This window comes from Variovorax sp. YR750 (assembly GCF_900109805.1).
GTDB lineage: Bacteria > Pseudomonadota > Gammaproteobacteria > Burkholderiales > Burkholderiaceae_C > Variovorax > Variovorax gossypii.
The window spans coordinates 217,597-242,429 of record NZ_FOBJ01000003.1 but is presented as its reverse complement, the minus strand read 5'-3'; the positions used below and the strand labels follow the sequence as shown (position 1 = coordinate 242,429).

The 24,833-nt window shown below is 68.5% G+C and carries 25 protein-coding genes; 16 read left to right on the top strand and 9 right to left on the bottom strand.

Annotated elements, in window-relative coordinates; translation table 11 throughout:
- Positions 1-23 precede the first annotated feature (23 nt).
- Positions 24-1,490 carry a xylulokinase gene (xylB, locus tag BMY35_RS07645; protein ID WP_093196551.1) on the top strand — a complete coding sequence of 489 codons (1,467 nt, stop codon included), beginning with the start codon at positions 24-26 and terminating at the stop codon, positions 1,488-1,490.
- Between the two features lie 161 nt (positions 1,491-1,651).
- Here the strand turns inward: xylB and groL are convergent, their stop codons facing one another.
- The 3 genes from groL to BMY35_RS07630 all read right to left on the bottom strand — a co-directional run bounded on the left by groL (position 1,652) and on the right by BMY35_RS07630 (position 4,333).
- Entirely contained in the window at positions 1,652-3,304 is a 1,653-nt protein-coding gene (gene groL, locus BMY35_RS07640; protein ID WP_093196550.1) for a chaperonin GroEL, read from the bottom strand.
- Positions 3,305-3,335: 31 nt separating this feature from the next.
- Positions 3,336-3,626, bottom strand: a complete 291-nt coding sequence (locus BMY35_RS07635; RefSeq protein WP_007835162.1) for a co-chaperone GroES — start codon at positions 3,624-3,626, stop codon at positions 3,336-3,338.
- A gap of 263 nt (positions 3,627-3,889) precedes the next feature.
- Entirely contained in the window at positions 3,890-4,333 is a 444-nt protein-coding gene (locus BMY35_RS07630) for a universal stress protein (RefSeq protein WP_093196549.1), read from the bottom strand.
- 102 nt (positions 4,334-4,435) lie between these two features.
- Between BMY35_RS07630 and BMY35_RS07625 the strand changes: the two genes are divergently transcribed.
- The 11 genes from BMY35_RS07625 (at position 4,436) to BMY35_RS07575 (ending at position 14,307) form a co-directional block, all read left to right on the top strand.
- Positions 4,436-6,757 (top strand): heavy metal translocating P-type ATPase, encoded by a 2,322-nt coding sequence (locus BMY35_RS07625; protein WP_093196547.1) that lies wholly within the window; start codon positions 4,436-4,438, stop codon positions 6,755-6,757.
- A complete protein-coding gene (ccoS, locus tag BMY35_RS07620) occupies positions 6,757-6,894 on the top strand; it encodes a cbb3-type cytochrome oxidase assembly protein CcoS (RefSeq protein WP_093196545.1) in 138 nt (45 codons plus the stop codon). Before BMY35_RS07625 ends, ccoS begins: the two co-directional genes overlap by 1 nt.
- A 65-nt stretch (positions 6,895-6,959) precedes the next feature.
- On the top strand, positions 6,960-8,399 hold the full coding sequence (gene ccoN / locus BMY35_RS07615) for a cytochrome-c oxidase, cbb3-type subunit I (RefSeq protein WP_093196543.1): 1,440 nt from the start codon (positions 6,960-6,962) through the stop codon (positions 8,397-8,399).
- Positions 8,400-8,408: 9 nt separating this feature from the next.
- On the top strand, positions 8,409-9,050 hold the full coding sequence (gene ccoO, locus BMY35_RS07610) for a cytochrome-c oxidase, cbb3-type subunit II (RefSeq protein ID WP_093196541.1): 642 nt from the start codon (positions 8,409-8,411) through the stop codon (positions 9,048-9,050).
- 24 nt (positions 9,051-9,074) lie between these two features.
- The gene (locus BMY35_RS07605; RefSeq protein WP_240652107.1) at positions 9,075-9,215 is read left to right on the top strand and encodes a cbb3-type cytochrome oxidase subunit 3; all 141 of its coding nucleotides are present in this window, start codon (positions 9,075-9,077) and stop codon (positions 9,213-9,215) included.
- Between the two features lie 13 nt (positions 9,216-9,228).
- Positions 9,229-10,149 (top strand): cytochrome-c oxidase, cbb3-type subunit III, encoded by a 921-nt coding sequence (ccoP, locus tag BMY35_RS07600; RefSeq protein ID WP_093196539.1) that lies wholly within the window; start codon positions 9,229-9,231, stop codon positions 10,147-10,149.
- 15 nt (positions 10,150-10,164) lie between these two features.
- Entirely contained in the window at positions 10,165-11,592 is a 1,428-nt protein-coding gene (ccoG, locus tag BMY35_RS07595) for a cytochrome c oxidase accessory protein CcoG (protein ID WP_093196537.1), read from the top strand.
- A 30-nt stretch (positions 11,593-11,622) separates the two neighbouring features.
- Positions 11,623-11,919 carry a FixH family protein gene (locus tag BMY35_RS07590; protein ID WP_093196535.1) on the top strand — a complete coding sequence of 99 codons (297 nt, stop codon included), beginning with the start codon at positions 11,623-11,625 and terminating at the stop codon, positions 11,917-11,919.
- A complete protein-coding gene (locus tag BMY35_RS07585; protein ID WP_093196533.1) occupies positions 11,916-12,182 on the top strand; it encodes a hypothetical protein in 267 nt (88 codons plus the stop codon). Before BMY35_RS07590 ends, BMY35_RS07585 begins: the two co-directional genes overlap by 4 nt.
- The gene (hemN, locus tag BMY35_RS07580; protein ID WP_093196509.1) at positions 12,179-13,603 is read left to right on the top strand and encodes an oxygen-independent coproporphyrinogen III oxidase; all 1,425 of its coding nucleotides are present in this window, start codon (positions 12,179-12,181) and stop codon (positions 13,601-13,603) included. The genes BMY35_RS07585 and hemN overlap by 4 nt, the downstream gene beginning before the upstream one ends.
- A gap of 2 nt (positions 13,604-13,605) precedes the next feature.
- Complete coding sequence (locus BMY35_RS07575) at positions 13,606-14,307, top strand: sulfite exporter TauE/SafE family protein (protein ID WP_093196507.1); 702 nt, start codon at positions 13,606-13,608, stop codon at positions 14,305-14,307.
- A 163-nt stretch (positions 14,308-14,470) separates the two neighbouring features.
- Here BMY35_RS07575 and BMY35_RS07570 read toward each other — a convergent pair whose 3' ends face one another.
- Positions 14,471-14,686 (bottom strand): YgaP family membrane protein, encoded by a 216-nt coding sequence (locus BMY35_RS07570; protein ID WP_176947385.1) that lies wholly within the window; start codon positions 14,684-14,686, stop codon positions 14,471-14,473.
- Positions 14,687-14,876: 190 nt separating this feature from the next.
- Between BMY35_RS07570 and BMY35_RS07565 the strand changes: the two genes are divergently transcribed.
- Positions 14,877-15,701 carry a universal stress protein gene (locus tag BMY35_RS07565; protein ID WP_093196505.1) on the top strand — a complete coding sequence of 275 codons (825 nt, stop codon included), beginning with the start codon at positions 14,877-14,879 and terminating at the stop codon, positions 15,699-15,701.
- A 7-nt stretch (positions 15,702-15,708) separates the two neighbouring features.
- Complete coding sequence (locus BMY35_RS07560; protein WP_093196503.1) at positions 15,709-17,061, top strand: MBL fold metallo-hydrolase RNA specificity domain-containing protein; 1,353 nt, start codon at positions 15,709-15,711, stop codon at positions 17,059-17,061.
- 22 nt (positions 17,062-17,083) lie between these two features.
- Here the strand turns inward: BMY35_RS07560 and BMY35_RS07555 are convergent, their stop codons facing one another.
- The 3 genes from BMY35_RS07555 to BMY35_RS07545 all read right to left on the bottom strand — a co-directional run bounded on the left by BMY35_RS07555 (position 17,084) and on the right by BMY35_RS07545 (position 19,461).
- A complete protein-coding gene (locus BMY35_RS07555) occupies positions 17,084-18,073 on the bottom strand; it encodes a zinc-dependent alcohol dehydrogenase family protein (protein WP_093197209.1) in 990 nt (329 codons plus the stop codon).
- 76 nt (positions 18,074-18,149) lie between these two features.
- Positions 18,150-18,803: a BON domain-containing protein gene (locus tag BMY35_RS07550; RefSeq protein WP_093196501.1), complete on the bottom strand. Its 654-nt coding sequence runs from the start codon at positions 18,801-18,803 to the stop codon at positions 18,150-18,152.
- Between the two features lie 154 nt (positions 18,804-18,957).
- Entirely contained in the window at positions 18,958-19,461 is a 504-nt protein-coding gene (locus BMY35_RS07545; RefSeq protein ID WP_093196499.1) for a Rossmann-fold NAD(P)-binding domain-containing protein, read from the bottom strand.
- A gap of 235 nt (positions 19,462-19,696) precedes the next feature.
- On the opposite strand from BMY35_RS07545, the gene BMY35_RS07540 reads away from it, so the two are divergent.
- Positions 19,697-20,467, top strand: a complete 771-nt coding sequence (locus BMY35_RS07540; protein ID WP_093196497.1) for a Crp/Fnr family transcriptional regulator — start codon at positions 19,697-19,699, stop codon at positions 20,465-20,467.
- An 18-nt stretch (positions 20,468-20,485) separates the two neighbouring features.
- On the opposite strand, the gene BMY35_RS07535 is transcribed toward BMY35_RS07540, so the two are convergent.
- Complete coding sequence (locus BMY35_RS07535; protein WP_093196495.1) at positions 20,486-22,609, bottom strand: PAS domain S-box protein; 2,124 nt, start codon at positions 22,607-22,609, stop codon at positions 20,486-20,488.
- Complete coding sequence (locus BMY35_RS07530) at positions 22,602-23,333, bottom strand: winged helix-turn-helix domain-containing protein (protein ID WP_093196493.1); 732 nt, start codon at positions 23,331-23,333, stop codon at positions 22,602-22,604. Before BMY35_RS07530 ends, BMY35_RS07535 begins: the two co-directional genes overlap by 8 nt.
- A 314-nt stretch (positions 23,334-23,647) precedes the next feature.
- On the opposite strand from BMY35_RS07530, the gene BMY35_RS07525 reads away from it, so the two are divergent.
- A complete protein-coding gene (locus BMY35_RS07525; protein ID WP_093196491.1) occupies positions 23,648-24,832 on the top strand; it encodes a DesA family fatty acid desaturase in 1,185 nt (394 codons plus the stop codon).
- The last annotated feature ends 1 nt before the right edge of the window (position 24,833 follow it).

Below are 24,833 nucleotides of genomic sequence, written 5' to 3'. Positions count from 1 at the left end.
GACACAAAACCAGGGGGTTCATCTTGTATCTGGGACTCGACCTCGGCACGTCCGAGCTCAAGGCGCTCTTGCTCGCCGACGATCACCGCATCGTGGGCGTGGCCCGTGCACCGCTCACCGTCGATAGGCCGCAGCCGTTGTGGTCGGAGCAGGCGCCGCAGCAGTGGTGGCAGGCGCTAGAGGAGGTGATGCGTGCGCTCGGCAAGTCGCATCCCGAAGAGCTCGCGGCGGTGCGCGCCATCGGCCTTTCGGGCCAGATGCACGGCGCCACGCTGCTCGACGAAGCGGGCGAGGTGCTGCGCCCCGCGATCCTGTGGAACGACGGCCGCAGCGGGCCGCAGTGCGAAGCGCTCGCGCGTGCCGTACCCAGGCTGGGCGAGATCGCCGGCAACCTCGCGATGCCCGGCTTCACCGCGCCCAAGCTGCTGTGGGTGCGCGATCACGAGCCCGAAGTCTTCAGCCGCGTCGCGCGCGTGCTGCTGCCGAAGGACTGGCTGCGCTTCATGCTCAGCGGCGAGGCCGTCAGCGAGATGTCGGATGCGGCGGGCACGCTGTGGCTCGACGTGGGGGCTCGCGACTGGTCCGACGAGCTGCTCGCGGCCACGGGGCTCACGCGCGCGCACATGCCGCGGCTGGTCGAGGGCAGCGAGGTTTCGGCGCGGCTCAAGCCCGAACTTGCGGTGCGCTGGGGCCTGCGCGACGACGTGAAGATCGCGGGCGGCGCCGGCGACAACGCAGCGAGTGCGGTCGGCATGGGGCTGGTCGAGCCGGGGCAGGGCTTCGTGTCGCTCGGCACTTCGGGCGTGGTGTTCGTGTCGACCGACCGCTTCCTGCCGAACCCCGCGCAGGCGATGCACGCCTTCTGCCATGCGCTGCCGAAGCGCTGGCACCAGATGTCGGTGATGCTCTCGGCCGCGAGCGCGGTGAGCTGGGCCGCGAAGACATTCAAGTTCGCCGACGAGGCAGCGCTGCTCGAAGCGGCGGCGAGCGTTTCTCCGGCGCAGCGAGAACGCTGCCCGCTGTTCCTGCCGTACCTCTCGGGCGAGCGATCGCCGCACAACAACCCGAACGCGCAGGGCGTGCTTTTCGGCCTCACGCACGCGCATGGCCCGGCGGAGATCGCCTACGCCGTGGTCGAGGGCGTGAGCTTCGGCCTGCGCGACGGCTTCGACACCCTGCGGCTGCCTGCCGACATGCCGCTACGCGAGATGGCGCTTGTAGGCGGCGGTGCGCGCAGCGTGTGGTGGGGGCAGCTGCTGGCCGACATCTTCGGCGTGACGCTCACTCTCTACGCGGGCAGCGAGACGGGCGGGGCGCTGGGGGCGGCGCGGCTGGCATGGCTGGCCGATGGCGGCGAGGTCGCAAAGGTGTGCACGCTGCCGCCGGTGAAGCAGCAGTTGATGCCGTCGACCGAGGGTGCCGATGTCCGCAGGACAAGGCACGCGCGCTTCCAGGCGCTGTACAAGTCACTGCGAGACCAGTTTCAGTAAACGGCACGATTGCCACGACCATGAAAAAAGCCCGTCGGAGACGGGCTTTTTTCATTTCGCGGGACACCGCGGATCCGGCTTGGCCGGTCCGCAGGTGTCGCCCCCGGTAGGGGGTAGGCGTAGCGGACACGAAGTGTCCGCGCAGCCTGGGGGCGAGCCAATTACATGCCCATGCCGCCCATGCCGCCCATGCCACCCATGTCGGGCATGCCGCCGCCGGCAGGAGCGTCGTCCTTCGGAGCGTCAGCCACCATGGCTTCGGTCGTCAGCAGCAGCGAGGACACCGAGGCGGCGTTCTGCAGTGCGGTGCGGGTGACCTTCGTCGGGTCCAGGATGCCCAGCTCGAGCATGTCGCCGTACGTGTCGTTGGCGGCATTGAAGCCGTAGTTGCCCTTGCCGGCCAGAACCGCGTTCACCACCACCGAGGCTTCGCCGCCGGCGTTGTTCACGATTTCGCGCAGGGGAGCTTCGATGGCCTTCAGCACCAGCTTGATGCCGGCGTCCTGGTCGGCGTTGTCGCCCTTGACCTTGTCGCCCACGGCTTGCTTGGCGCGCAGCAGAGCCACGCCGCCGCCGGCAACCACGCCTTCTTCCACTGCAGCGCGGGTGGCGTGCAGGGCGTCTTCGACGCGAGCCTTCTTTTCCTTCATTTCGACTTCGGTGGCAGCGCCAACCTTGATCACGGCAACACCGCCGGCCAGCTTGGCCACGCGCTCTTGCAGCTTTTCACGGTCGTAGTCGCTGGTGGCTTCCTCGATCTGCACGCGCACTTGCTTCACGCGGGCTTCGATGTCGGCAGCAGCGCCGGCGCCGTCGATGATGATGGTGTTTTCCTTGCCCACTTCGATGCGCTTGGCTTGACCCAGGTCGGCCAGCGTCACCTTCTCGAGCGTCAGGCCCACTTCTTCAGCGATGACCTTGCCGCCCGTCAGGATGGCGATGTCTTCCAGCATGGCCTTGCGGCGGTCGCCGAAGCCAGGAGCCTTGACGGCCACGACCTTCAGGATGCCGCGGATCGTGTTCACGACCAGCGTAGCCAGGGCTTCGCCTTCGACTTCTTCGGCAATGATCAGCAGGGGACGGCCAGCCTTGGCGACTTGTTCCAGCGTGGGGAGCAGGTCACGGATGTTGCTGATCTTCTTGTCGAACAGCAGCACGAAGGGGTTGTCGAGCAGCGCCGATTGCTTCTCGGGGTTGTTGATGAAGTAGGGCGACAGGTAGCCGCGGTCGAATTGCATGCCTTCGACGACGTCCAGTTCGCTTTCGAGCGACTTGCCGTCTTCGACAGTGATCACGCCTTCCTTGCCGACCTTGTCCATCGCGTCGGCGATGAGCTTGCCGATGGTTTCGTCGCTGTTGGCCGAGATCGAGCCGACTTGAGCGATTTCCTTCGACGTGGTGGTGGGCTTCGAAGCCTTCTTCAGCTCTTCGACCAGGGCCGACACGGCCTTGTCGATGCCGCGCTTCAGGTCCATCGGGTTGATGCCGGCGGCCACGTACTTGAAGCCTTCGCGAACGATGGCTTGTGCCAGCACGGTCGCGGTGGTGGTGCCGTCACCAGCGTTGTCGCTGGTCTTGGAGGCCACTTCCTTCACGAGCTGGGCGCCCATGTTCTGCAGCTTGTCCTTCAGTTCGATTTCCTTGGCGACCGACACGCCGTCCTTCGTGACGGTGGGGGCGCCGAACGAGCGCTCGAGCACCACGTTGCGGCCCTTGGGGCCCAGGGTCACCTTGACTGCGTTGGCCAGGATGTTCACACCCTCGACCATGCGTGCGCGGGCTTCGCCGCCGAAGACTACGTCTTTTGCTGCCATGTTCTATTACTCCGAATGGGGATCTGTTGAATTACTTCTCGACGACTGCGAACAGGTCGTCTTCCTTCATGACGAGCAGCTCGTCGCCGCCGACCTTGACGGTCTGGCCGCTGTACTTGCCGAACAGGACGCGGTCGCCGACCTTCACGGTCAGTGCGGCCAGTTCGCCCTTGTCGTTGCGCTTGCCCGGGCCCACGGCCAGGACTTCACCCTGATCGGGCTTCTCGGCGGCTGCGTCGGGGATCACGATGCCCGATGCGGTCTTGGTTTCGCTGTCAACACGCTTGACGATCACGCGATCGGCCAAAGGACGAAGTTTCATTGCATCTCCTGGATGTATGGATAAGAAACGGGTTTGTGGTCGGGTGCCGGACCGGAGCCCGGCAGCCCATCGGCTGGAAGCGAGGGCTGTTAGCACTCATCAGCAGCGAGTGCTAATCATAAGGGCAATCGATGACGTTTCAAGGATGCGGGGTGGTTGCGGGCGCCATTGGGCCGTCCAATCTTGGCTTTAATTTGCCCGGGTAAAATTGGAGCCAGAGGAAAGCCGCCGGCGCTGCGCAGGCCTGCTCCCTTCAGCCAGCCCTACCGCAATACCAGAACCGGCAGCGATGATCGAACGAGAACCTGCTGCGTCTCGCTTCCCAGCAGGAGGCGCTTGAGACCCTTGCGTCCATGGGAGGCCATCACGATCAGGTCGCTCCTGTGCTTCTTCGCCGCGGCGACGATCGATTCGGCGACCAGGTCGGAGCTGGCCTGAGCCGTCCTGATCCGCACGCCGCGTTCCCGCGCGCGGTCCCGAATCTTGTCGAGCATCGCCTGCGCCTTGTCCGCCCACTGCTTCTCGATGCGGCCGATGTCCTCGGCGGAGAAGCTCATCAAACCTTCGAAATAGCTCTTGGGGTAACGGGGAACGACGGTCAATGCGACCAGGTCCGAGTCGTTCTGCACCGCCAGCGCGATGGCGCTGTCGACGGCCTTCTTGGAAAGGGCCGTGCCGTCGGTGGCGACGAGGATGCGTTTGAACATGAGGGGCTCCACGTTGTGTGCGGCCGAGCTTAGGCAGGCACCGCGCCATGCGGCTTGATTCAGATCAAGCGCCTCGCGTGGTGCGCCTCTTAGGCTCGGCCGATGAATGCCACGCTCGCCCCCGACCGCGCCGCGATCCCCGTACTTCCTGCCCCAGCCGGCGACCCGGCCTGGCAGGTGCTGGATGACCCGGCCGAATGGCCCGCGTTCGGCCGCGAGCTGGATGCCGCCGACGGCGGCCGCTGGGAGTCGCAGGTCGTGGTCGAGGGCATGCACTGCGCGGCCTGCGCGTTCACCGTCGAGGCCGCGCTGCGCCAGGTGCCGGGTGTGATCGATGCGCAGGTCAACGCGGCGAGTCGGCGCGCCCGCGTTGTCTGGTCGCCTGCGCAGACCCGTCCTTCGCGGTGGTTCGAGGCCTGCGCGAAGGCCGGCCATCCGCTGCTGCCGGGCGGCGACCGTTCCGCCAGGGAACTGCGCCGGCGCGAATCGCGGCTGGCGCTGTGGCGCTGGCTGGTCTCGGGCTTCTGCATGATGCAGGTGATGATGTACGCCTATCCGGCCTACGTCGCACGGCCCGGCGACATGAACGCCGATTCGGCGCAGCTGCTGCGCTGGGCTTCGTGGGTGCTGACCCTGCCCGTCGTGCTCTTCTCCTGCGGCCCCTTCTTCCGCAGCGCCTGGCGCGACCTGCGCATGGGCCGGGTCGGAATGGATCTTCCGGTGGCCTTCGGCGTGCTCGCGACTTTCGCGGTCAGCACTGCCGCCACCTTCGATGCCACGGGACCGCTCGGCCACGAGGTCTACTTCGACTCGCTGACCATGTTCGTCTTCTTCCTGCTCACGGGCCGCTGGCTCGAGGCGCGCCTGCGCGAGCGCACCGCCGGCGCCCTCGACGCCTTGATGAACCGGCTGCCCGACAGCATCGACCGCCTCGCTCCCGACGGCAGCTGGAGCCGGGTGGCCGTGCGGCGGCTGGTGGCGGGAGACGTGGTGCGCGTGCGCCCCGGAGAAGCCTTTCCCGCGGACGGCGTAGTGATCGAGGGCGACACCAGCGCCGACGAGGCGCTGCTGACCGGCGAGTCCCGGCCCGTGCCGCGTCCTCGCGGCGACCGCGTGCTGGCCGGCAGCCACAACCTCTCGGCGCCGGTCCGGGTGCGGATCGAGTCGGTGGGCGAGGGCACGCGCTTTGCGCAGATCGTCCGCCTGATGGAGAGCGCCGCCTCGCGCAAGCCTCGGCTCGCGCTGCTTGCCGACCGGGTGGCGCGTCCCTTCCTCGTCGCGGTGCTCGCATCGGCGGCAATGGCGGCGGCGTTCTGGTGGCCGACGGATCCGGGCAAGGCGCTGATGGTCGCCGTGGCGGTGCTCATCGTGACCTGCCCATGCGCGCTCTCGCTCGCGACGCCGGCCGCCATGCTCGCCAGTGCCGGTGCGCTGGCGCGCGGCGGAGTGATGACTTCCAACCTGCAGGCGCTGGAGGCGCTCGCGTCGGTCGACACCGTCGTGTTCGACAAGACGGGAACCCTGACCGGCGACATGCCGCGGCTGGAGCGCATCTACTGCCGCCAGGGCATGCGGCCCGGCGATGCGCTGGAGATGGCTGCCGCGCTCGGCGCGCAGTCGCTGCATCCTGTCGCGCAGGCGCTGGTGAACGCGTGGAACGCGCAATTCCGTTCTGCGCCCGGCTGGACAGCGGACAAGGTCGCCGAGACGGCGGGCCAGGGCATCGAAGGCCGGATGCTGCGCGTGCGCGCGGCTGTCGAAACGAGCCGCCGCGTGCGCCTCGGCTCGCCGGCTTTTTGCGGCGTGGCGCCGCTGGATGTCGATGCCGCGCAGGTCCATCTCGCGGACGAGCAGGGGTGGCTCGCCAGCTTCGTGCTGGTCGAGGAATTGCGCGCCGATGCCGCGGCTGCCGTGGCGTTGCTGCGCGAGCAGGGCCTCACGGTGCGCCTGCTGTCGGGCGACAGGGAGTCGGCCGCGCGGGAGATCGGTGCGCGTTGCGGCATCGACTTCTCGCAGGGCGGCTGCACGCCCGAGGACAAGCTCGACGTGCTGTGGCGGCTGCAGGCCGAGGGGCGCCAGATCGCGATGGTGGGCGACGGCCTCAACGACGGCCCTTCGCTGGCGCGCGCGAACGCCTCGTTCGCCTTCGGCCGCAGCGTGCCGCTGTCGCGCGCACATGCCGACTTCGTCGTGCTGGGCGACAGGCTCGCAACCATCCCGCAGGCCATCGCGCAGGCGCGCAGGACGCTGCGCGTGGTGCGCCAGAACCTCCTGTGGGCGGCGGGCTACAACGCGCTGTGCGTGCCGCTCGCGATCGCCGGCTGGCTGCCGGCATGGCTTGCCGGCCTCGGCATGGCCGCGAGTTCACTCGTGGTGGTCCTCAATGCGACGCGGCTCGCATCCGGTACGGGGGAGGCGCACTGATGGACATCCTCTTCCTTCTCGTTCCGCTGTCCGTGGCGCTGGTCCTCGCGATCCTCGGCGGTCTGTGGTGGGCCATCGAGCGTGGCCAGTTCGACGACGTCGACGCCGAGGGCGAGCGCATCCTGCACGGCGATTGATCTGCATCAACCCACAGGGCAGGGTGCCCACGGAAACTGCCCGCAACTCAATCAAGGGCACCACGATGCAACCACCGAACCCACCCGCCGCGGAATACGACGACGCCGTCGTGCGGCAATTCGCGCTCATGTCCGTGGTCTGGGGCGTGGTCGGCATGCTGGTCGGCGTGGTCATCGCTTCCCAGCTGACGTGGCCCGAGCTCAACCTCGGCATCCCATGGCTCAGCTACGGAAGGCTGCGGCCGCTGCACACCAACGCGGTGATCTTCGCGTTCGGCGGATGCGCGCTGATGGCGACGAGCTTCCACGTGGTCCAGCGTACCTGCCAGGTGCGCCTTTTCGCGCCGAGGCTCGCGTCCTTCGTCTTCTGGGGCTGGCAGGCGGTGATCGTGGCTGCCGCCATCAGCCTGCCCATGGGCTACACCAGCGGCAAGGAATACGCCGAGCTGGAGTGGCCCATCGACCTGCTGATCGCGGTGGTCTGGGTGGCCTACGCCGTCGTGTTCTTCGGCACCATCGGCATGCGCAAGGTGCGCCACATCTACGTGGCGAACTGGTTCTTCGGCTCCTTCATCATCGCGGTGGCCCTGCTGCACATCGTCAACAGCGCCGAGATCCCGGCGGGCTGGATGAAGAGCTACTCGGCCTACGCCGGCGTGCAGGACGCGATGGTGCAGTGGTGGTACGGCCACAACGCCGTCGGCTTCTTCCTCACGGCGGGTTTCCTCGGGATGATGTACTACTACATCCCCAAGCAGGCGGGCCGGCCGGTGTATTCGTACCGGCTGTCCATCGTTCACTTCTGGGCGCTGATCTTCACCTACATGTGGGCGGGCCCGCACCACCTGCACTACACGGCGCTGCCCGACTGGACGCAGTCGCTGGGCATGGTGTTCTCGCTGATCCTGCTGGCCCCGAGCTGGGGCGGCATGATCAACGGCGTGATGACGCTCTCGGGCGCGTGGCACAAGCTGCGCACCGACCCGATCCTGCGCTTCCTGATCGTGGCGCTGTCGTTCTACGGCATGTCGACCTTCGAGGGGCCGATGATGTCCATCAAGACCGTCAACGCCCTGAGCCACTACACCGACTGGACCGTCGGCCACGTGCACTCCGGCGCGCTCGGCTGGGTGGGCTTCATCACCATGGGCTCGCTCTACTACCTGATCCCGCGCATGTACGGCCGTACCGCCATGTACAGCACGAGGGCCATCGAGGCGCATTTCTGGATCGCCACCATCGGCATCGTGCTGTACATCGCGGCGATGTGGATCGCCGGCGTGATGCAGGGCCTGATGTGGCGCTCCATCAATCCCGACGGCACGCTCACCTATACCTTCGTGGAGAGCGTGAAGGCCACCTTCCCGTTCTACCTGGTGCGCGTGATCGGCGGCCTGCTCTATCTCAGCGGAATGCTGCTGATGGCCTGGAACGTCTGGATGACCGTCATCTCCGGCCGCGCGGTGCGCGCCGAGATTCCGCCCCCCGCCATGGCCCATGCCTGAGGACGCACGATGAACCAGAACACCTCCAGCTCGAGCTCCAGTTCCGGCGGCTTCACGCACGAGAAGATCGAGACAAACAACCTGCTGATGATCGTGCTGATCCTCGTCGTGGTGGCCGTGGGCGGCCTCGTCGAGATCGTGCCGCTGTTCTTCCAGAAGTCGACCACCGAGGCGGTGCAGGGCGTCAAGCCGCTCACGCCGCTGCAGCTCGCCGGGCGCGATGTCTACCTGCGCGAGGGTTGCTACAACTGCCACTCGCAGATGATCCGCCCCTTCCGCTCGGAGACGCTGCGCTACGGCCACTACTCGGTGGCGGGCGAGTTCGTCTACGACCACCCGTTCCAGTGGGGCAGCAAGCGCACCGGTCCCGACCTGCACCGCGTGGGCGGCAAGTACAGCGACGAGTGGCACCGCATCCACCTGAACAACCCGCGCGACGTCGTGCCCGAGTCGAACATGCCGGCCTACACCTGGCTGGAGAAGACCCCGGTCGACGCCGAGGCGCTGCCGGCCCACATGCGCGCGCTGCGCCGAGTCGGCGTGCCATACACCGACGAGCAGATCGCCGCAGCCACGGAAGAAGTCCGGGGCAAGACGGAGATGGAAGCCACGGTCGCCTACCTGCAGTCGCTGGGCCTGGCCCTCAAGTAAGCAAGGCGGCAAAGGAACCAAACCATGATCGACCTCACAACACTGCGCATCGCCGCCACAGTCGTCTGCTTCGCGCTCTTCATCGGCATCGTGATCTGGGCGTACTCGCGCCGCAACGCGTCGCGCTTCCAGGAAGCGGCCCGGCTGCCCTTCGAGCAGGACTGAAGGGAGAAGCACGATGAGCGATTTCATCAACCGTTTCTGGTCGGACTACGTGGCGGTGGTCTCGCTGCTGAGCATCCTCGGCTGCGTGATCCTGCTGTGGCTCACGGCCCGCAAGCGCGTCGCGGCCAGCGCCGACAACACCACCGGCCACGTGTGGGACGAAGACCTGCGCGAGGCCAACAATCCGCTGCCCATGTGGTGGGTCGGCCTGTTCGTGCTGACCATCGTCTTCGGGCTGGGCTACCTCGCGGTCTTTCCGGGCCTGGGGAGCTTTCGCGGGCAGTCCGACTGGACTTCGCGCGGCGAGTACGAGGCGGAAGTCGCCCGGGCCACGCAGGAGCTCGCGCCGGTCTACGCGAAGTACGCCGCCATGCCGGTCGAGGAGGTCGCCAGGGACCCGCAGGCCCGGGCCATCGGCGAGCGCCTCTTCATGGGCAACTGCGCCCAGTGCCACGGCTCCGATGCGCGCGGCAGCAAGGGCTTTCCCAACCTGACCGACAAGGACTGGCTGCACGGCGGCACGCCCGAGAAGATCATCGAGACGATCACCAAGGGGCGCGTGGGCATGATGCCGCCCATGGCGGCCGCCGTCGGCTCGCCCGACGACGTGAAGAACGTCGCCAACTACGTTCTGAGCCTGTCCGGCGAGCCGCACGACTCGGTGCGCGCCGGCCTCGGGAAGTCGAAGTTCACGGCCTGCGCCGCCTGCCACGGCATCGGCGGCGTCGGCAACCAGGCGCTCGGTGCGCCAAACCTCAGCGACAGGATCTGGCTCCACGGCTACGGCGAGGCCGCCATCATCCAGATGATCAACTCGGGCAAGCACAACGAGATGCCCGCGCAGGAAGGCCGCCTCACAGAAGCGCAGATCCGCATGGTCGCGTCGTATGTCTGGGGGCTCTCCAACAACAGCGCGGTCGCGTCCACGCCCTGAAGCCGGCGGCCAGCCATGACCCGGAAGATCATTCCCATTGCAAGCACGAGCGTGAACGCGGGCGGCGGCGAGGAGGTCGGCCTCTACGAGGCCACGAAGAAGATCTACCCCCGCACCGTGCGCGGCATGTTCGCGCGCTGGCGATGGGCCATGGTCTTTCTCACGCAGCTGGTGTTCTACGGCATGCCGTGGATGGAGTGGGGCGGACGCCAGATGGTGCTGTTCGACCTCGCGGCGCGGCGCTTCTACATCTTCGGGCTGGTGCTCTATCCGCAGGACCTGATCTATCTCTCGGGCCTGCTGGTCATCAGCGCGCTGTCGCTCTTCCTGTTCACCGCGGTGGCGGGACGGCTGTGGTGCGGCTATGCCTGCCCGCAGACCGTCTACACCGAAATCTTCATGTGGGTGGAGCACCGGATCGAGGGCAACCGCGTCGCGCGCATGCGGCTGGACGCCGAGCCGATGTCGCTCGAGAAGCTGGTGAAGAAGTGGTTCAAGCACATCGTCTGGATCGGCATCGCGATGTGGACCGGCTTCACCTTCGTGGGCTACTTCACGCCCATCCGCGAGCTGGGCATGGCCTTCCTGCAGACGCAGATGGGCTCGTGGGAAGTCTTCTGGGTCTTCTTCTACGGCTTCGCGACGTACGGCAACGCGGGCTTCATGCGCGAGCAGGTCTGCAAGTACATGTGCCCCTACGCGCGCTTCCAGAGCGCGATGTTCGACCGCGACACGCTGATCGTCAGCTACGACCCGAAGCGCGGGGAGCCTCGCGCTCCGCGCCGCAAGGGCCCGGATCCGCGCACGCTGGCGCTGGGCGACTGCATCGACTGCGGCCTGTGCGTGCAGGTGTGCCCGACCGGCATCGACATCCGCAAGGGTCTTCAATACGAATGCATCGGCTGCGGCCTCTGCGTGGATGCGTGCGACACCGTGATGCAGAAGATGGCCTATCCGCGCCGGCTGATCCGCTACGACACGCAGAACGGCATGGAAGCCGGCTGGTCGCGCAGGCAACTGTTGCGGCGCGTGCTGCGGCCGCGCGTGCTGGTCTACGCGGCGATCCTGGTGGTGCTGGTGGCCGGGCTGCTGGCGAGCCTCGTCGTGCGCACGCCGTTCAAGGTCGACGTGGTGCGCGACCGCGCCTCGCTGGCGCGCATCGCCGAGGGCGGGCGGCTGGAGAACGTCTACCGCCTGCAGATCATGAACGCCACCGAGCAGCCGCAGCGCTACCGCATCGCGGCCACGGGCCTGGAGGGGCTGAGCGTGTCGCCGGACGAGCCGGTGACCGTCGATGCGGCCCAGTCGCGGTGGGTCGCCGTGCGGCTCCAGGTGCCGTATGGCGCGGTTCCTGCCGGCTCTCACGCGGTGCACTTCAGCATCCGCGAAGAGGGCGGTGGAGCGCAGGTTTCCGAAAAGGCGGCCTTCCTTGTGCCGCGCTGAGAGGTCGACATGAATGCAGCAGCAACCACGATGAACGCACAGGCAAAGGACAGCACGCAAGGGCCGGCAGCCCGGCCCTGGTGGCGCTATCCGCTGTTGTGGATGGTGATCGGCGGCCCGCTGGCCGTGATGGTCGCGAGCTTCGTGACCTTCTGGCTCGCATGGCGCAGCCCGGACGCGCTGGTGTCCGAGGACTACTACCGCGAGGGCGTCGAGATCAACAGGACGCTGGCCGCGAAGAAGCTTCTGCCCGCGCTGGCCGGCCGCAACCACGCGACCACGCCGGCGGACGACGTGCCGCTGCCGGCCCGGAAGGCGGCGCCATGAACGGTTTTCGCCAGTTCGCGGCCGTGTTGTGGCCTTCCTTCCTGGTGGCCTGCGGCATGGAGGTGCTGGTGTTCGCGCTCGTCGATCCCATCAACACGTTCTGCGGCGCCGACGCGCTGCGCATGTCGCGCCAGGGCATCTACACCGGTGCCTTCTTCGTCTTCTGGCTGATGGCGGCGGCGTCGAGCGCATGCACCGCGCTGCTCGCAGGCCCTCTTGCGCCTGAAGGCTCCGAAGCTTCCCTTGGGACGCCCCTGCAATGACTTCCGCCGCTTTCGCTCCTGTTCCCGCCGCCACCGCCGATGCCGGACCGGTTGCGCTGCCCGTCGACCTGCTGCGGCAGTTCGACGTTCCCGGACCGCGCTACACCTCTTACCCCACGGCGGACCGGTTCGTCGAGGCCTTCGGGGCCGACGAATACGCGCAGGCGCTGCGCCGACGGCGCGAGGCGGGCACGCTGGCGCCGCCGCTGTCGCTGTACGTCCATATTCCGTTCTGCGAGTCGCTGTGCTACTACTGCGCGTGCAACAAGATCGTCACCCGGCACCATGAGCGCGGCCGCCAGTACCTGGCCGACCTGGCGCGCGAGGCGGAACTCCAGGCCGCGCAGCTGGGCCGGGGCGCCACCGTCGGCCATCTGCATCTGGGCGGAGGCTCGCCCACATTCCTGGACGATTCGGAGCTCGGCGAACTCATGGCGCTGCTGCACCGGTCCTTCGCCTTCGTGCCCGGCGGCGAGCGCTCCATCGAGATCGATCCGCGCACGGTGGACGCGAGCCGGCTCTCGAACCTCGCCGCGCTGGGCTTCAACCGCCTGAGCTTCGGCGTGCAGGACTTCGATCCGGCGGTCCAGCAGGCCGTGCATCGCATCCAGCCGGCGCACCAGGTCTTCGCACTGATGGCCGCCGCGCGCGAGCTGGGCTTCGAGTCGATCAACGTCGACCTGATCTACGGCCTGCCGCGCCAGGACGACGCTTCGTTCGCGCGCACGCTGGCGCAGATCCGCGAGCTGAGGCCCGATCGCATCGCGCTCTACGCCTATGCGCACCTGCCCGAGCGCTTCAAGCCGCAGCGGCGCATTTCCGTCGCGGAGCTGCCGGACGCCGCCGCACGGGTGCGCATGCTCGCAAGCGCGATCGCGCGGCTCACCGAGGCAGGCTATGTCTACATCGGCATGGATCACTTCGCGCTGCCCGACGATCCCCTGGCCGTCGCCAGGAAGGAAGGCCGGCTGCATCGCGACTTCCAGGGTTACGGCACCCGGCCCGACGGCGACCTGATCGCCCTGGGCGTCTCGGGCATCGGCCGAGTCGGCGCCACCTACAGCCAGAATGCCAAGAGCCTCGACGAGTACCGCGATCTTCTGGACCAGGGCCGCCTGCCGGTGGTGCGGGGCCTCGCGCTCTCGCGCGACGACCTGCTGCGGCGCGAGGTGATCATGGCGCTGATGTGCCGCGGCCGGATCGACTTCGACACCATGGGCGAGTCGTTCGCCATCGACTTCCGGCGCTACTTCGCGGTCGAGTTCGCGGCGCTCGGGCCGCTGGTCGCCAATGGCCTGGTGCGGCTGAGCGACCACGACCTCGTCGTCACGCCGCAGGGCTGGTTCCTCGTGCGCGCGGTCGCCATGGTGTTCGACCGGTACTGCCGCGCGAACCGCTCGCGCTTTTCCCGAGTGGTCTGAGCATGCAACTCGCGCTTGCCGGTGCCGCGCTTCTCATGGGCCTCGCAGGAGGACCGCACTGCGTCGCGATGTGCGGCGCGGCTTCGTCGGCGGTGATCCGGATCGTGCCGCTCGCGCCGGCGGGGCAGGGCGGGGCGACGGCATTCGCGGCGCCCGGGGCGTTCCATCTGGGGCGCATCGCGAGCTACGCGATCGCAGGCGCCATCGCCGCGGCGAGCGTCGACAGCCTGGCGCTGGCCAGCACCCGGGTCGCCGCGCTGCGGCCGCTCTGGGTGCTGCTGCATGTCTTCGTGTTCGCCTGGGGTGCGATGCTGGCCGCCACCGGACGGCAGCCGCTGTGGGCGCAGCGCATCGGCCGTTCGCTCGAATCGCGCCTTCGCCCGCACGCGGGCGGCACCTGGCTGGGCGTGCTTGCGACCGGACTTCTGTGGGTGGCGCTGCCGTGCGGGCTGCTCTATTCGGCGCTGATGCTGGCGGGGCTGGGCAACGGGCCGCTGCAGGGCGCTGCGCTGATGGCGTTGTTCGCGACCGGCAGCGGCATCTCGCTGCTCGCCGGGCCATGGCTCTGGCAGCGCCTGCGCCTGGCCGGCAACGGCATGCGCCAGGGCTGGGGTACCCGGGTGGCCGGCATGCTGCTGGCCGGCGTGGCGGTGCATGCCCTGTGGTCGGATCTCGTCCGGCAGATCGACGCCTGGTGCCGCTGAAGGAGCCTTGCGGGTGATTCCTGCCGACGTCAGTCCAGCGTGATCCACCGGATGAACAGCTGCAGCACGAACCACAGGAAGGCCGCGCCCAGCGCGGCGCAGACGGCGGCGAGAAGCACGAGGTAGATGGACATCCGGGTTCCCTTGGTACGTCGGTGCGGGTTCATTCCCGCCCTCGGCGCCCGTCGCGCGGCCCGGTGCTGAAGCCGAAGAGGGAGTAGACCGGGCAATTGCCGACCACGCCCGTCAGCAGCGCCACCACGCCGAAGTAGCCCCAGAACCCGATGATTCCCTTGGCCGCCAGCGCGATCAGCAGCACGCCCGCACCGATGCGCAGCGCGCGGTCGAGGAGTCCGACATTGTTCGACAGGAAGGGCATGGACTTTCTCCTTGGGCGGTGTGGAGAACATCTTGCGCGCGCGGGCATCGGGTGATGTTGAGATGGATCAAGCACCGGCATCCGCGCCATCGCCTCGCGGCATGCGGCGGTTGATGCAGCGCAAGCCCGCGCGGGACGCGCGGGCCTAAGGTCGCTCCCATCGCATTCCGCGCGTCCAAGGAGAGCCTTCATGCAGACCCCGAAATCCATCCTGCTTCACCTCGACGGCTCGGCCCGCACGGCGGAGCGCATCAGGCTGGCCCGGCAGCTCGCCGAGGCCTTCGACGCCGAGGTGACCGCGCAGCCGTGCACCCTGTCCGCGCTCATGCGCTACCCGTACGCCATCGAGGCGGCGGCCGAGGCGGTCGCGATCATGCAGGAGATCGACAAGGAGGCGCGCGACAGGATGCATGCCGCATTCATGACGCACGGCGCGGGCTCGCCGCGCCTGCACTGGGCCGAACCTGAGAGCGACGGCCCCTGGGCATTCGCGCGGCGTGCCCTCTATGCCGACCTGCTGGTCCTCGGCCAGCGCGACCGCAACGACCCGATGGACGGAGAGCTGCCCGGCGACTTCCTGCCCAGCGTGCTGGTGGACAGCGGCCGGCCGGCGCTGGTGCTGCCCTATGCGGGCCCGGTCGGTCCCATCGGCCGCACCGTGCTTGTCGCCTGGAAGGAAACCCGCGAGTCCGCGCGCGCGGTGACGGCCGCGTTGCCATGGCTGCGCAAGGCGGCCCGCGTGCATGCCGTGGCCTACGGCGAGGGCGCGCAGGCATCGCTCGGGCGCCTGCAGGACTATCTCCGGATGCAGGGTGTTCACGACCTCTCCCTGCATCCCGGCGGCGACAAGGAAGACGATGTCGGCAACAGGCTGCTGTCCTTCGCCTCCGACGTGTCGGCCGACATGCTGGTGATGGGCTGCTACGGCCACAGCCGGGCGCGCGAATGGGTGCTGGGCGGAGCCACGCTGTCCATGCTCCAGTGGATGACGCTGCCCGTGCTGATATCGCATTGAGGCCGCCGTGCGCATCGACTTTCTCGGCGGCACGGGCACCGTCACCGGCTCGAAGTACCTGCTGACGCACGAAGGACGGCGGCTGCTGGTCGACTGCGGGTTGTTCCAGGGCCTGAAGCAGCTGCGCCTGCGCAACTGGGACGAGCTGCCGGTCGACCCCGCCGGCATCGACGCCGTCCTGTTGACGCATGCGCACATGGATCACAGCGGCTTCGTGCCGCGGCTGGTCCGGCTCGGCTTCAAGGGCAGGGTGTACTGCAGCGCGGCCACCCGTGAACTCTGCGAACTGCTGCTGCCCGACTCGGGCCGCCTGCAGGAAGAAGACGCCGATTTCGCCAACCGCCACGGCCGCTCGAAGCACAAGCCCGCGCTGCCTCTCTATACGGAAGAGGACGCCCGTGCCGCCCTGAAGCGCTTCGAGCCCGTCGGGTTCGCACAGGAGTGCTCCCCGTGGCCGGGCTGGTCCTGGCAGCTGCGAAGGGCCGGCCACATCCTCGGCGCGGCCAGCCTGCGCATCGGCTGGGAAGGCTCCAGCATCCTGTTCTCGGGCGACCTGGGGCGCAGCGACGACCTGCTGATGCGTCCGCCCGAGGCGGCAGCTGCCGCGGACTACGTGGTGGTGGAGTCGACCTACGGCGACCGCAGGCATCCCGCCGCGGACACGCTCTCCGAGCTGGCCGGCGTGATCAACCGCACGGCCGCGCGCGGAGGCATCGTGGTGATACCGGCCTTTGCCGTGGGGCGCGCGCAGACGCTGCTGCATTGCACCCAGCTGCTCAAGCAGGCGCGGCGCATTCCCGACATGCCGGTCTACCTGAACAGCCCGATGGCGGCGGACGCCACGCGCATCTACCGCAGGCATCTGGATGAACACCGCCTGAGCGCCGAACAGTGCGCCGCGATGCAGGGAAAGACCATCATCGTCAACACGATCGAGGAGTCCCGGCGGCTGAACAGCCTGGGCTTTCCGTCGATCATCGTCTCGGCCAGCGGCATGGCCACCGGCGGACGGGTACTGCATCACCTGAAGGCCTATGCGCCCGATGCCCGCAACACGATCCTGTTCGCGGGCTTCCAGGCCGCGGGCACGCGAGGCGCGGCCATGGTGGGCGGCGTCGACGCGATCAAGATCCACGGCGCCTATGTGCCGGTGCGCGCGGAGGTCGCGAACCTCGAGACGCTGTCGGCCCATGCCGACCGCGACGAGCTGCTCGCCTGGCTCGGCACCCAGCGCGCGCCCCGCCGGGTGTTCGTGACCCATGGGGAGCCGGTGGCCGCTGATGCCCTGCGGCTGGCCATCGAGGAACGCCACGGCTGGCCGTGTACCGTGCCCGACTATCGCGAGTCGCGCGAACTCTGAAGCATGCCGGGGCTTTTCCCGGTCAGGGCACCAGGACTGCGGCTCCCTCGATGCGGCCGGCGCGCAGGTCGGCCAGCGCTTCATTGGCCTGCGAGAGCGGATAGGTCCTGACGTGCACCTGCAGCGGATGCGCCTGCGCGAAGTCGAGGAACTCCCTTGCATCGGCGCGCGTGAGGTTCGCCACCGACACCACGCTGCGCTCCTCCCACAGCAGCCGGTAGGGAAAGGCCGGAATGTCGCTCATGTGGATTCCTCCGCACACGACCCGGCCGCCCTTGCGCACCGCGCGCAATGCGGCCGGCACCAGCTCGCCGGCGGGCGCGAAGACGATGGCCGCGTCAAGCGGCTCGGGCGGGTGCTCGTTCGAGCCGCCGGCCCATGCGGCGCCGACGCGGCGCGCGAAGTCCTGGGTCCTCGGGTCTCCCGGGCGGGTGAAGGCGAAGACCGTGCGCCCCTGCGCCACTGCGGCCTGCGTCATCAGGTGCGCCGCGGCGCCGAAACCGTAGATGCCCAGCCGATGCGCGTCTTCGCCTGCCGCCTTCAGGCTGCGCCAGCCGATCAGGCCCGCGCAGAGCAGCGGGGCGATGCGGGCGGCATCGGTTTCATGCATGTCCAGCGGCAGGCAGAACGCGGCCTCGGCGATCACGTGGCTCGCGAAGCCGCCGTCGCGGTGGTAGCCGGTGAATCGCGGCGCGTCGCAGAGGTTCTCGTGGCCGTCCTCGCAGAACGCGCAGCAGCCGCAGCTGTGGCCCAGCCAGGGCACGCCCACGCGGTCGCCCAGCCTGAAGCCCGTTGCGCCGGAACCGATGGCCTCCACCACGCCCACGATCTCGTGGCCCGGAACGATCGGCAGCACCGGCAGCGGCAGTTCGCCGTGGACGATGTGCAGGTCGGTGCGGCAGACCGCGCAGGCCAGCACGCGCAGGCGCAACTCGCCCGGGCCGGGTTCGGGGATGTTGCGTCTCTCCATCTCCAGCGGGAGCAGTGCGGCGCTCAGCGTCATGGCGCGCATGGTCGGCACGCTTCGCAAGCCGTGGGCCGGGGCGGCCTGCACGGAGGAGGTCGCACGCATGTCGGCTCGCCCGGATTCAGGCGTCCACGAGCAGGTCGTTCACCACCACGGTGACACCCGGGGTGGCCCACGCGGCACCCTGCACCGCGTCGCGCTCGGTCCAGGAGTGCACAGTGCCGCGCAGCGTGACATGCGAGCCGTCGACCAGGATGGAGAGCTTGCGGGCCTCGCGGTCGGCCTGGCGCGAGAGCGCCTCGTGGATCTTCTGCTCGACGTCGGCGGGCGTCACCTTGGACTTGACCTTCACGAGGTTCGACACGCCGGTCACGCCCATCAGGTTGCGCACTGCGATCTCGGCGGCGCTGCGCTGGTACTCCCACTCGACCTCACCGCTGAGCGTGAGCCAGCCTTTCTCCACCATGGGGCGGATCTTGCCGTCGGGCACGAGCACGTTCCATTCGAGCGCGCGCTCGGCCGCAAGGGCGATGTCGGCGTCGGTGCGCTGGTTGTCGAAGGGCAGCTTCACCGTCAGCTCGACGGCCAGTGCCTTCACGCCGTGCACGCGCTGCGCGGCGCGTTCGACGGCATATTTCTCGGCGTAGCTGGCGAGGTGGCCGGTGAGGGTGGCCACGCCGTCCTTGACGATCACGCCGATGTCGGAGGACTTGACGTCGGGTGCCCAGGTGAGTTCGGCCTGGATGTCGTCGCGCAGTTGGGTATCGGTCTTCATGAAGATTCCTTGCAATGGATGGATGAAGGGCGGTCGTCGCGCAAGCCGTGGCAACCGTGGAATCCACTGTAGGAAGGGCGCGCCCGGTCCGTCTTGCGCTGGATCAAGGGGCATGGGGGCGGCGAGCGCGCGGCGCGGGACGTGCCCGCCGGGCTCAGGCGATGGCGTCCAGCAGTAGCGCCTGCAGCACGAAGCGCCGGTTGTCGGCCAGCGGCATCGCGTCCCCGAGCAGTTCCGCGAGCCGGTCGGCCGGATGGTCCTTCGTGGCGGCTCCGTCGAACACCGGGATTCCCGCATGCAGCCCGATGTGCCGCACGAGCACGGGGTCCAGGCCCTGGCATTCCACCGCCTCGTAGAGGCGGCCGAGCATGCGTGCCGTGTGCTGCACTTCCTGCGGCGTGCTCGCGCGGGACAGGCTCGAGCGCATCACGGCGACGTGGGCGCCCAGTTCCTCGGCGGCCCGGCGGAACAGTGCCTGCGCCTCGTCGGGCTGCGTCTCGCACAACAACCCCAGGTTCTTGCCGCGCAGCAACTGGCGCGTGGTCCCGTCCAGCGCCGCGCGCTGGAGGATGCGCGCGTGGCTGAGCAGGCTCGCCACGTTCAGCGGGGAGAGCTGGAGTTCGGCCTCGGGACTGCAGGCGTTGTTGGATGGGGGCATGTCAATGGTCAATGTGTGACTCGCCGAGGCTAAGCCGGCCGGAGGTCCCGGGCTTGATGCAGGTCAAGGCACGAGACGCGACTGCGTGACTTGCTGCATGTCGCACTCCGTTGATACACACCGGACACATTGCATTCACCGAGCGTTACGCGCCGATTCCGGCCGTTGTCATTGCATTGCCGATGGGTTCCTAGCATTCCTGCATCGAAACGCGAAGACCACCAAGGAGTCCCAGATGCTCAACGCCGCCATCCCCTCGACGAACGCCGCGGTCCCGACCGTGCAGGCCCAGGTCGGCATCGGCCGGGATTGCACGGGACAGCAAAGCACCGCCGACACGCTGAAGCTGCTCTGCGAACAGCTCAGGCCGCAGCGCCGCGTCGTCCACGCGGGCGACACGATCTACCAGGCGGGCGAGCGCTTCGGCAACCTCTACATCCTGAACTCCGGCTTCTTCAAGATCGTGAATCTCTCGGCCGACGGGCGCGAGCAGGTGGTGGGCCTCAAGTTCCGCGGCGACTGGCTCGGCTTCGACGGCATCGCAAGCGGGCGGTACTCGTGCGACGCCGTCGCCATGGACACCGGTGAGATCTGGGTCGTCTCGTACGAGGCCCTGCTGGCGGCCTGCGCCGCGCATCCCGCCTTGCTGCAGGTGTTGCATGCCGCCATGAGCCGCGAGATCGCGCACGACCGGGATTCGCTGATGTCGGTCTGCACGCTGCCGGCCGACGCTCGCGTGGCCGACTTCCTGCGCTACTGGGCGGAGACGCTGGCCGAGCGCGGCATGCGCACCGACGAAATCACGCTGCGCATGACGCGCGCCGAGATCGGCAACTACCTGGGCATGACGCTCGAGAGCGTCAGCCGCGCGCTGTCGCGGCTGGCCCGCGACAACGTCATCGGATTCGCAACGAAGGGGCGGCGCGACGTGCAGATTCCCGACGTGGGCGCCCTGTCGGCCTTCGTGCAGCGCTGCCTGGCGCCCGCGCCGGCCATGCTCCAGTAGAGCCTGTCTCCAGCGCGTTCAGGCGCGGCTGGCCAGCACCCTGGCCATGGCCCGCGCTAGTTCGGAGCGCGTATAGGGCTTGCGCAACAGTTCCCAGCTCTGCGGCACTTCGCGGTCGGCGTCCAGCAGTTCCGACGAGAAGCCCGACATCAGCAGCACCGCCAGTCGCGGAAGCCGCTGCTGGACTTCGTAGGCCAGCCGGGTGCCGCGCATGCCGGCGCCCAGCGCGATGTCGCTCAGCAGCAGATCGAACGGCCCGGTGCCCGCGTCGAGCGCGGACAGCGCCTGCTCGGCCGTGGCGGCAGTGAAGACCTCGCAGCCCAGCGTGGACAGGAACGTGTGCACCACCTTGCGGACTTCCGCGTCGTCTTCGACCAGCATCACGCGCAGTCCGGCCGGCACGGTCTCGTCGGTCGGTTCTTCCGCCGCGGCCGTTGGCCGTGCTTCCTCCTGCTGCGGCAGGTAGAGCGTCACAGTGGTGCCCTGGCCAGCCTTGCTGTCGATCGCGACCGCGCCGCGCGACTGGTTGACGAAGCCGTACACCGTGCTCAGGCCCAGGCCTGTGCCGCGGCCGGCCTCCTTGGTGGTGAAGAAGGGCTCGAACGCGCGCTCCTTCACTGCCTCGGACATGCCCGTGCCGCTGTCGGCAATGGAGATGGCGACGAAGCGCGTGGAGGTATCGCCCTGCGGCTCGTTGCGCTGGCCGCGCAGCGCCGTCGGCAAGGCCCCGCACGGCTCGGTGCGGAAGCGCAGCGTGCCGCCCTCGGGCATGGCGTCGCGCGCATTGATCGCGATGTTGAGCAGCGCCGACTCCAACTGCCCCGGGTCGGCCACCACGGGTGGACAGCCGGGGGCGGTGTCGATCTCGATGCGGATGCGCTGGTCGAGCGTGCGGCGCAGCATGTCGGCCAGCGAGTGCAGCAGCGCGCGGGTGTCGACTGCGCTCGGCTGCAGCATCTGGCGGCGCGAGAAGGCCAGCAGCTTGCCGGTGAGCTCCGCGCCCCTTCGCGTGGCGCGGGCCGCGGCCGCCAGCAGCTGCTGCGCATAGCCGTCCTGTGCGAGCACGGGCAGCTCTTCCAGCACCTGGAGGTTGCCCTGGATCACGGTCAGGAGGTTGTTGAAGTCGTGCGCGATGCCGCCCGTGAGCTGGCCGACGCTTTCGAGCCGCTGCGAATGATTGAGCGCTTCCTCGGTCTGCATGCGCTGCAGGCTGGTGGCGATCAGGCTGGAGAGCGAATCGAGAAAGCGCACCTCTTCGTCGCCGAAGCGCCTGGATTCCTTCGAGCGCACCGACAGCATGCCGATCACGCGCCCCCGGTCGGACAGCGGCACGGCGAGCGCGCTGACCAGCCCGGCCTCGAGATAGGCAGGGGGCACGCTGAAGCGGCTTTCCTGGGCGTAGTCCTGCACCACGACCGGCCGGCCCTGCGAGAACACGAAACCTGGTGGAGTGTCGGGCCGGTTGGCGATGCGCGCGCCGATCTCCTCGCCGGCGACCAGGCCGACGCCGCTGGCCACGCGAAACTCGGGGCGGGTGCTGTCGAGCAGCCACACCATCGCGACCTCGACCTGCAGCGCGGTGGTGATGATGGCCGGTACATGCTCCAGCACCACCTGCAGGTCGCGCGTGTCGACCGCCAGGCGTCCCAGCTGGGCCAGGTGCTCGCTGTAGCGCGCGCGCTGCAGCGCCTGCTTCACGCGCGGGTAGGCGCCGATGTCCCGGATGGCGGCCACCACGAACGGCAGGCCGTGGCTCTGCAGCGGGCTGAGCGCGATCTCGACCATGACCTCGCTGCCGTCCTTGCGCTTGGCCACCAGCTCCATGTGGGTGCCCATCGGGCGAGGGCGGGGTGCGTGTCCATACGCCTCGCGGTACGACGCGTGGCGCGGACGGATGCTGTCGGGCACAAGCACGTCGACGTTCAGGCCCACCAGTTCGTCCGCCGCGTAGCCCAGCAGCGCGGCCGCCGATGGGTTGGCCAGCATGATGCTGCCCGAGCGGTCCACGACCAGCAGCGAGTCGGGGTAGGCGACGAAGAGCGAGCGGAACACGCTGCCTTCGTCGAAGCCCTCGAAGCCTGGCGATGGGCCCTGCATGGGCGCGCCGGGCGGCAGCGACGGCCTGTCCGCGTTGTCAGCCATTGGAGACCGGCGGCACCAGGATGTAGCCTGCGCCCCGTACCGACTTGATGAGCTGCGGATCTTCCGCATCCGCCTCGATCTTCCTGCGCAGGCGGCCGACCTGCACGTCGATCGTGCGATCGAATGGCGCCGCCTCGCGGCCGCGCGTCTGTTCGAGCAGGAAGTCGCGCGAGAGCACGCGACCCGGATGGCGGGCAAAGGCCTGCAGCAGGTCGAACTCTCCGCCGGTGAGGGCCACTTCCTCTCCTTGCGGATTCCTCAGGCTGCGCGCGGCCGTATCGAGCTGCCAGCCGGCGAAGCGCAGCCTGTCGGGAGAGCCCGCCGAGGTTGCGGCGGCGGGTGCCGGCACTTCGGGCGCGATCCGCCGCAGAACTGCCTTCACGCGCGCCACCAGCTCGCGCAGGTCGAAGGGCTTGGTCACGTAGTCGTCGGCACCCACCTCGAGGCCGACCACCTTGTCCACCGCGTCGCCCCTGCCCGTGACGATGACCAGGCCGCAGCGGAAGCTCTCGCGCAGCCGGCGCGCAATCGAGAAGCCGTCTTCGCCCGGCAGGCCGAGATCGAGCAGCACGAGATCCGCAGGGTCCGAGCTCATCAGCGACATGAGCGATCGTCCATCGTGGACCTGTGTGACGCGGAAACCGTGGCTCTGGAGGTAGTTGGCCAGCAGCAGCGTGATGTCAACCTCGTCGTCGAGCACCGCAATGTGGGAGGCTTGTTTCATGCGATGGCAGGAAGGAAATGGAATTCGGATGTCGTGGGCACCCTGTATCGCCGGGAGCGTAGCACGCACGCCCTGCTGCGGCATCCCCTGCAAGAGCCGTGGAAGGCCGTGTGCCAGGCTGCGGTGTCGGCGGGACCATCGGCAGTTCCAGATCTCCGGCATGTCGCGCCCTCCTGAAACGGGGCCTGCCACCGGCTCCGGCGCGGTGGGCGGGAAGATTCTTCCGCCGCGGTCTCGCACAGGCCTTGCGCCACATCAAGGCCGGTGCCGGGCGCGCTCCGCAGAATCGCGCGCACTCTGTTCACGAGGTACCCATGCATTCATTGCTCTATTCCGGCGTTCTCCATCTTCCATGGTGGGGCACGGTGCTGGCCGCGCTGGCGCTCACGCACGTCACCATCGCTTCGGTCACCATCTTCCTGCATCGCCACCAGGCGCATCGTGCGCTCGAGCTGCATCCGGCGGCGAGCCATTTCTTCCGCTTCTGGCTGTGGCTGACCACCGGCATGGTCACCCGGGAATGGGCCGCCGTGCACCGCAAGCACCACGCGAAGTGCGAGACCCCGGAAGACCCGCACAGCCCCCAGGTGCACGGGCTCAACCGCGTGCTGTGGGGCGGCGTGTTCTTCTACATGCGCGAGGCGAGGCAGGCGCAGACCCTGGAGCGCTACGGCCACGGCACGCCCGACGACTGGCTGGAGCGCAGGCTCTATTCGAAGCACAAGATTCTCGGCATCGTGCTGATGGGCCTTGCGGACATGGCGCTCTTCGGCGTGGTGCCGGGCGGCCTGGTCCTGCTCGTGCAGATCGCTTGGATTCCCTTCTGGGCAGCGGGCGTCGTCAACGGCATCGGCCACTACTGGGGTTACCGCAACTGGCCCGCGCGCGACGCCAGCACGAACATCTTTCCGGTGGGCATCCTGATCGGCGGGGAGGAGCTGCACAACAACCACCACGCCTTTCCCGCTTCGGCCAAGCTTTCGAACAGGTGGTTCGAGTTCGACATCGGCTGGCTCTACATCCGCGTGCTGCAGGCCCTCGGCCTGGCGAAGGTGAAGCATGTGGCACCCGTGCCGCGCCTCGTCGCGCCGAAGGCGAACATCGACCTCGCAACGGTGCAGGCGGTCATCCGCTGCCACTACGACGTGCTTTCCAACTACACGCGCTCGCTGAAGAAGGCCTGCGTGGCCGAGCTCGACCGCCTGCGCCGCATGTCGCCGGAGGCCGCGCGCGCGCTGAAGACGGTGAAGCCGTGGCTCGGCAAGGACCAGGCGCTGCTCGGTCCGTCCCGCTACAGGCAGGTGGTGCAGGCGTTGAATGCATCGCAGGCGCTGGCTACGATGTATTCGATGCGCGGGGAGCTGACGGCCTTGTGGAGCCGTTCCACCTCCACCGGCGACCAGCTCGCCAGGCAACTGCAGGACTGGTGCCAGCGCGCAGAGGCGAGCGGCATCGTGCCGCTGGTCGACTTTTCGCGCCGCCTGCGTTCCTACGCCTGAG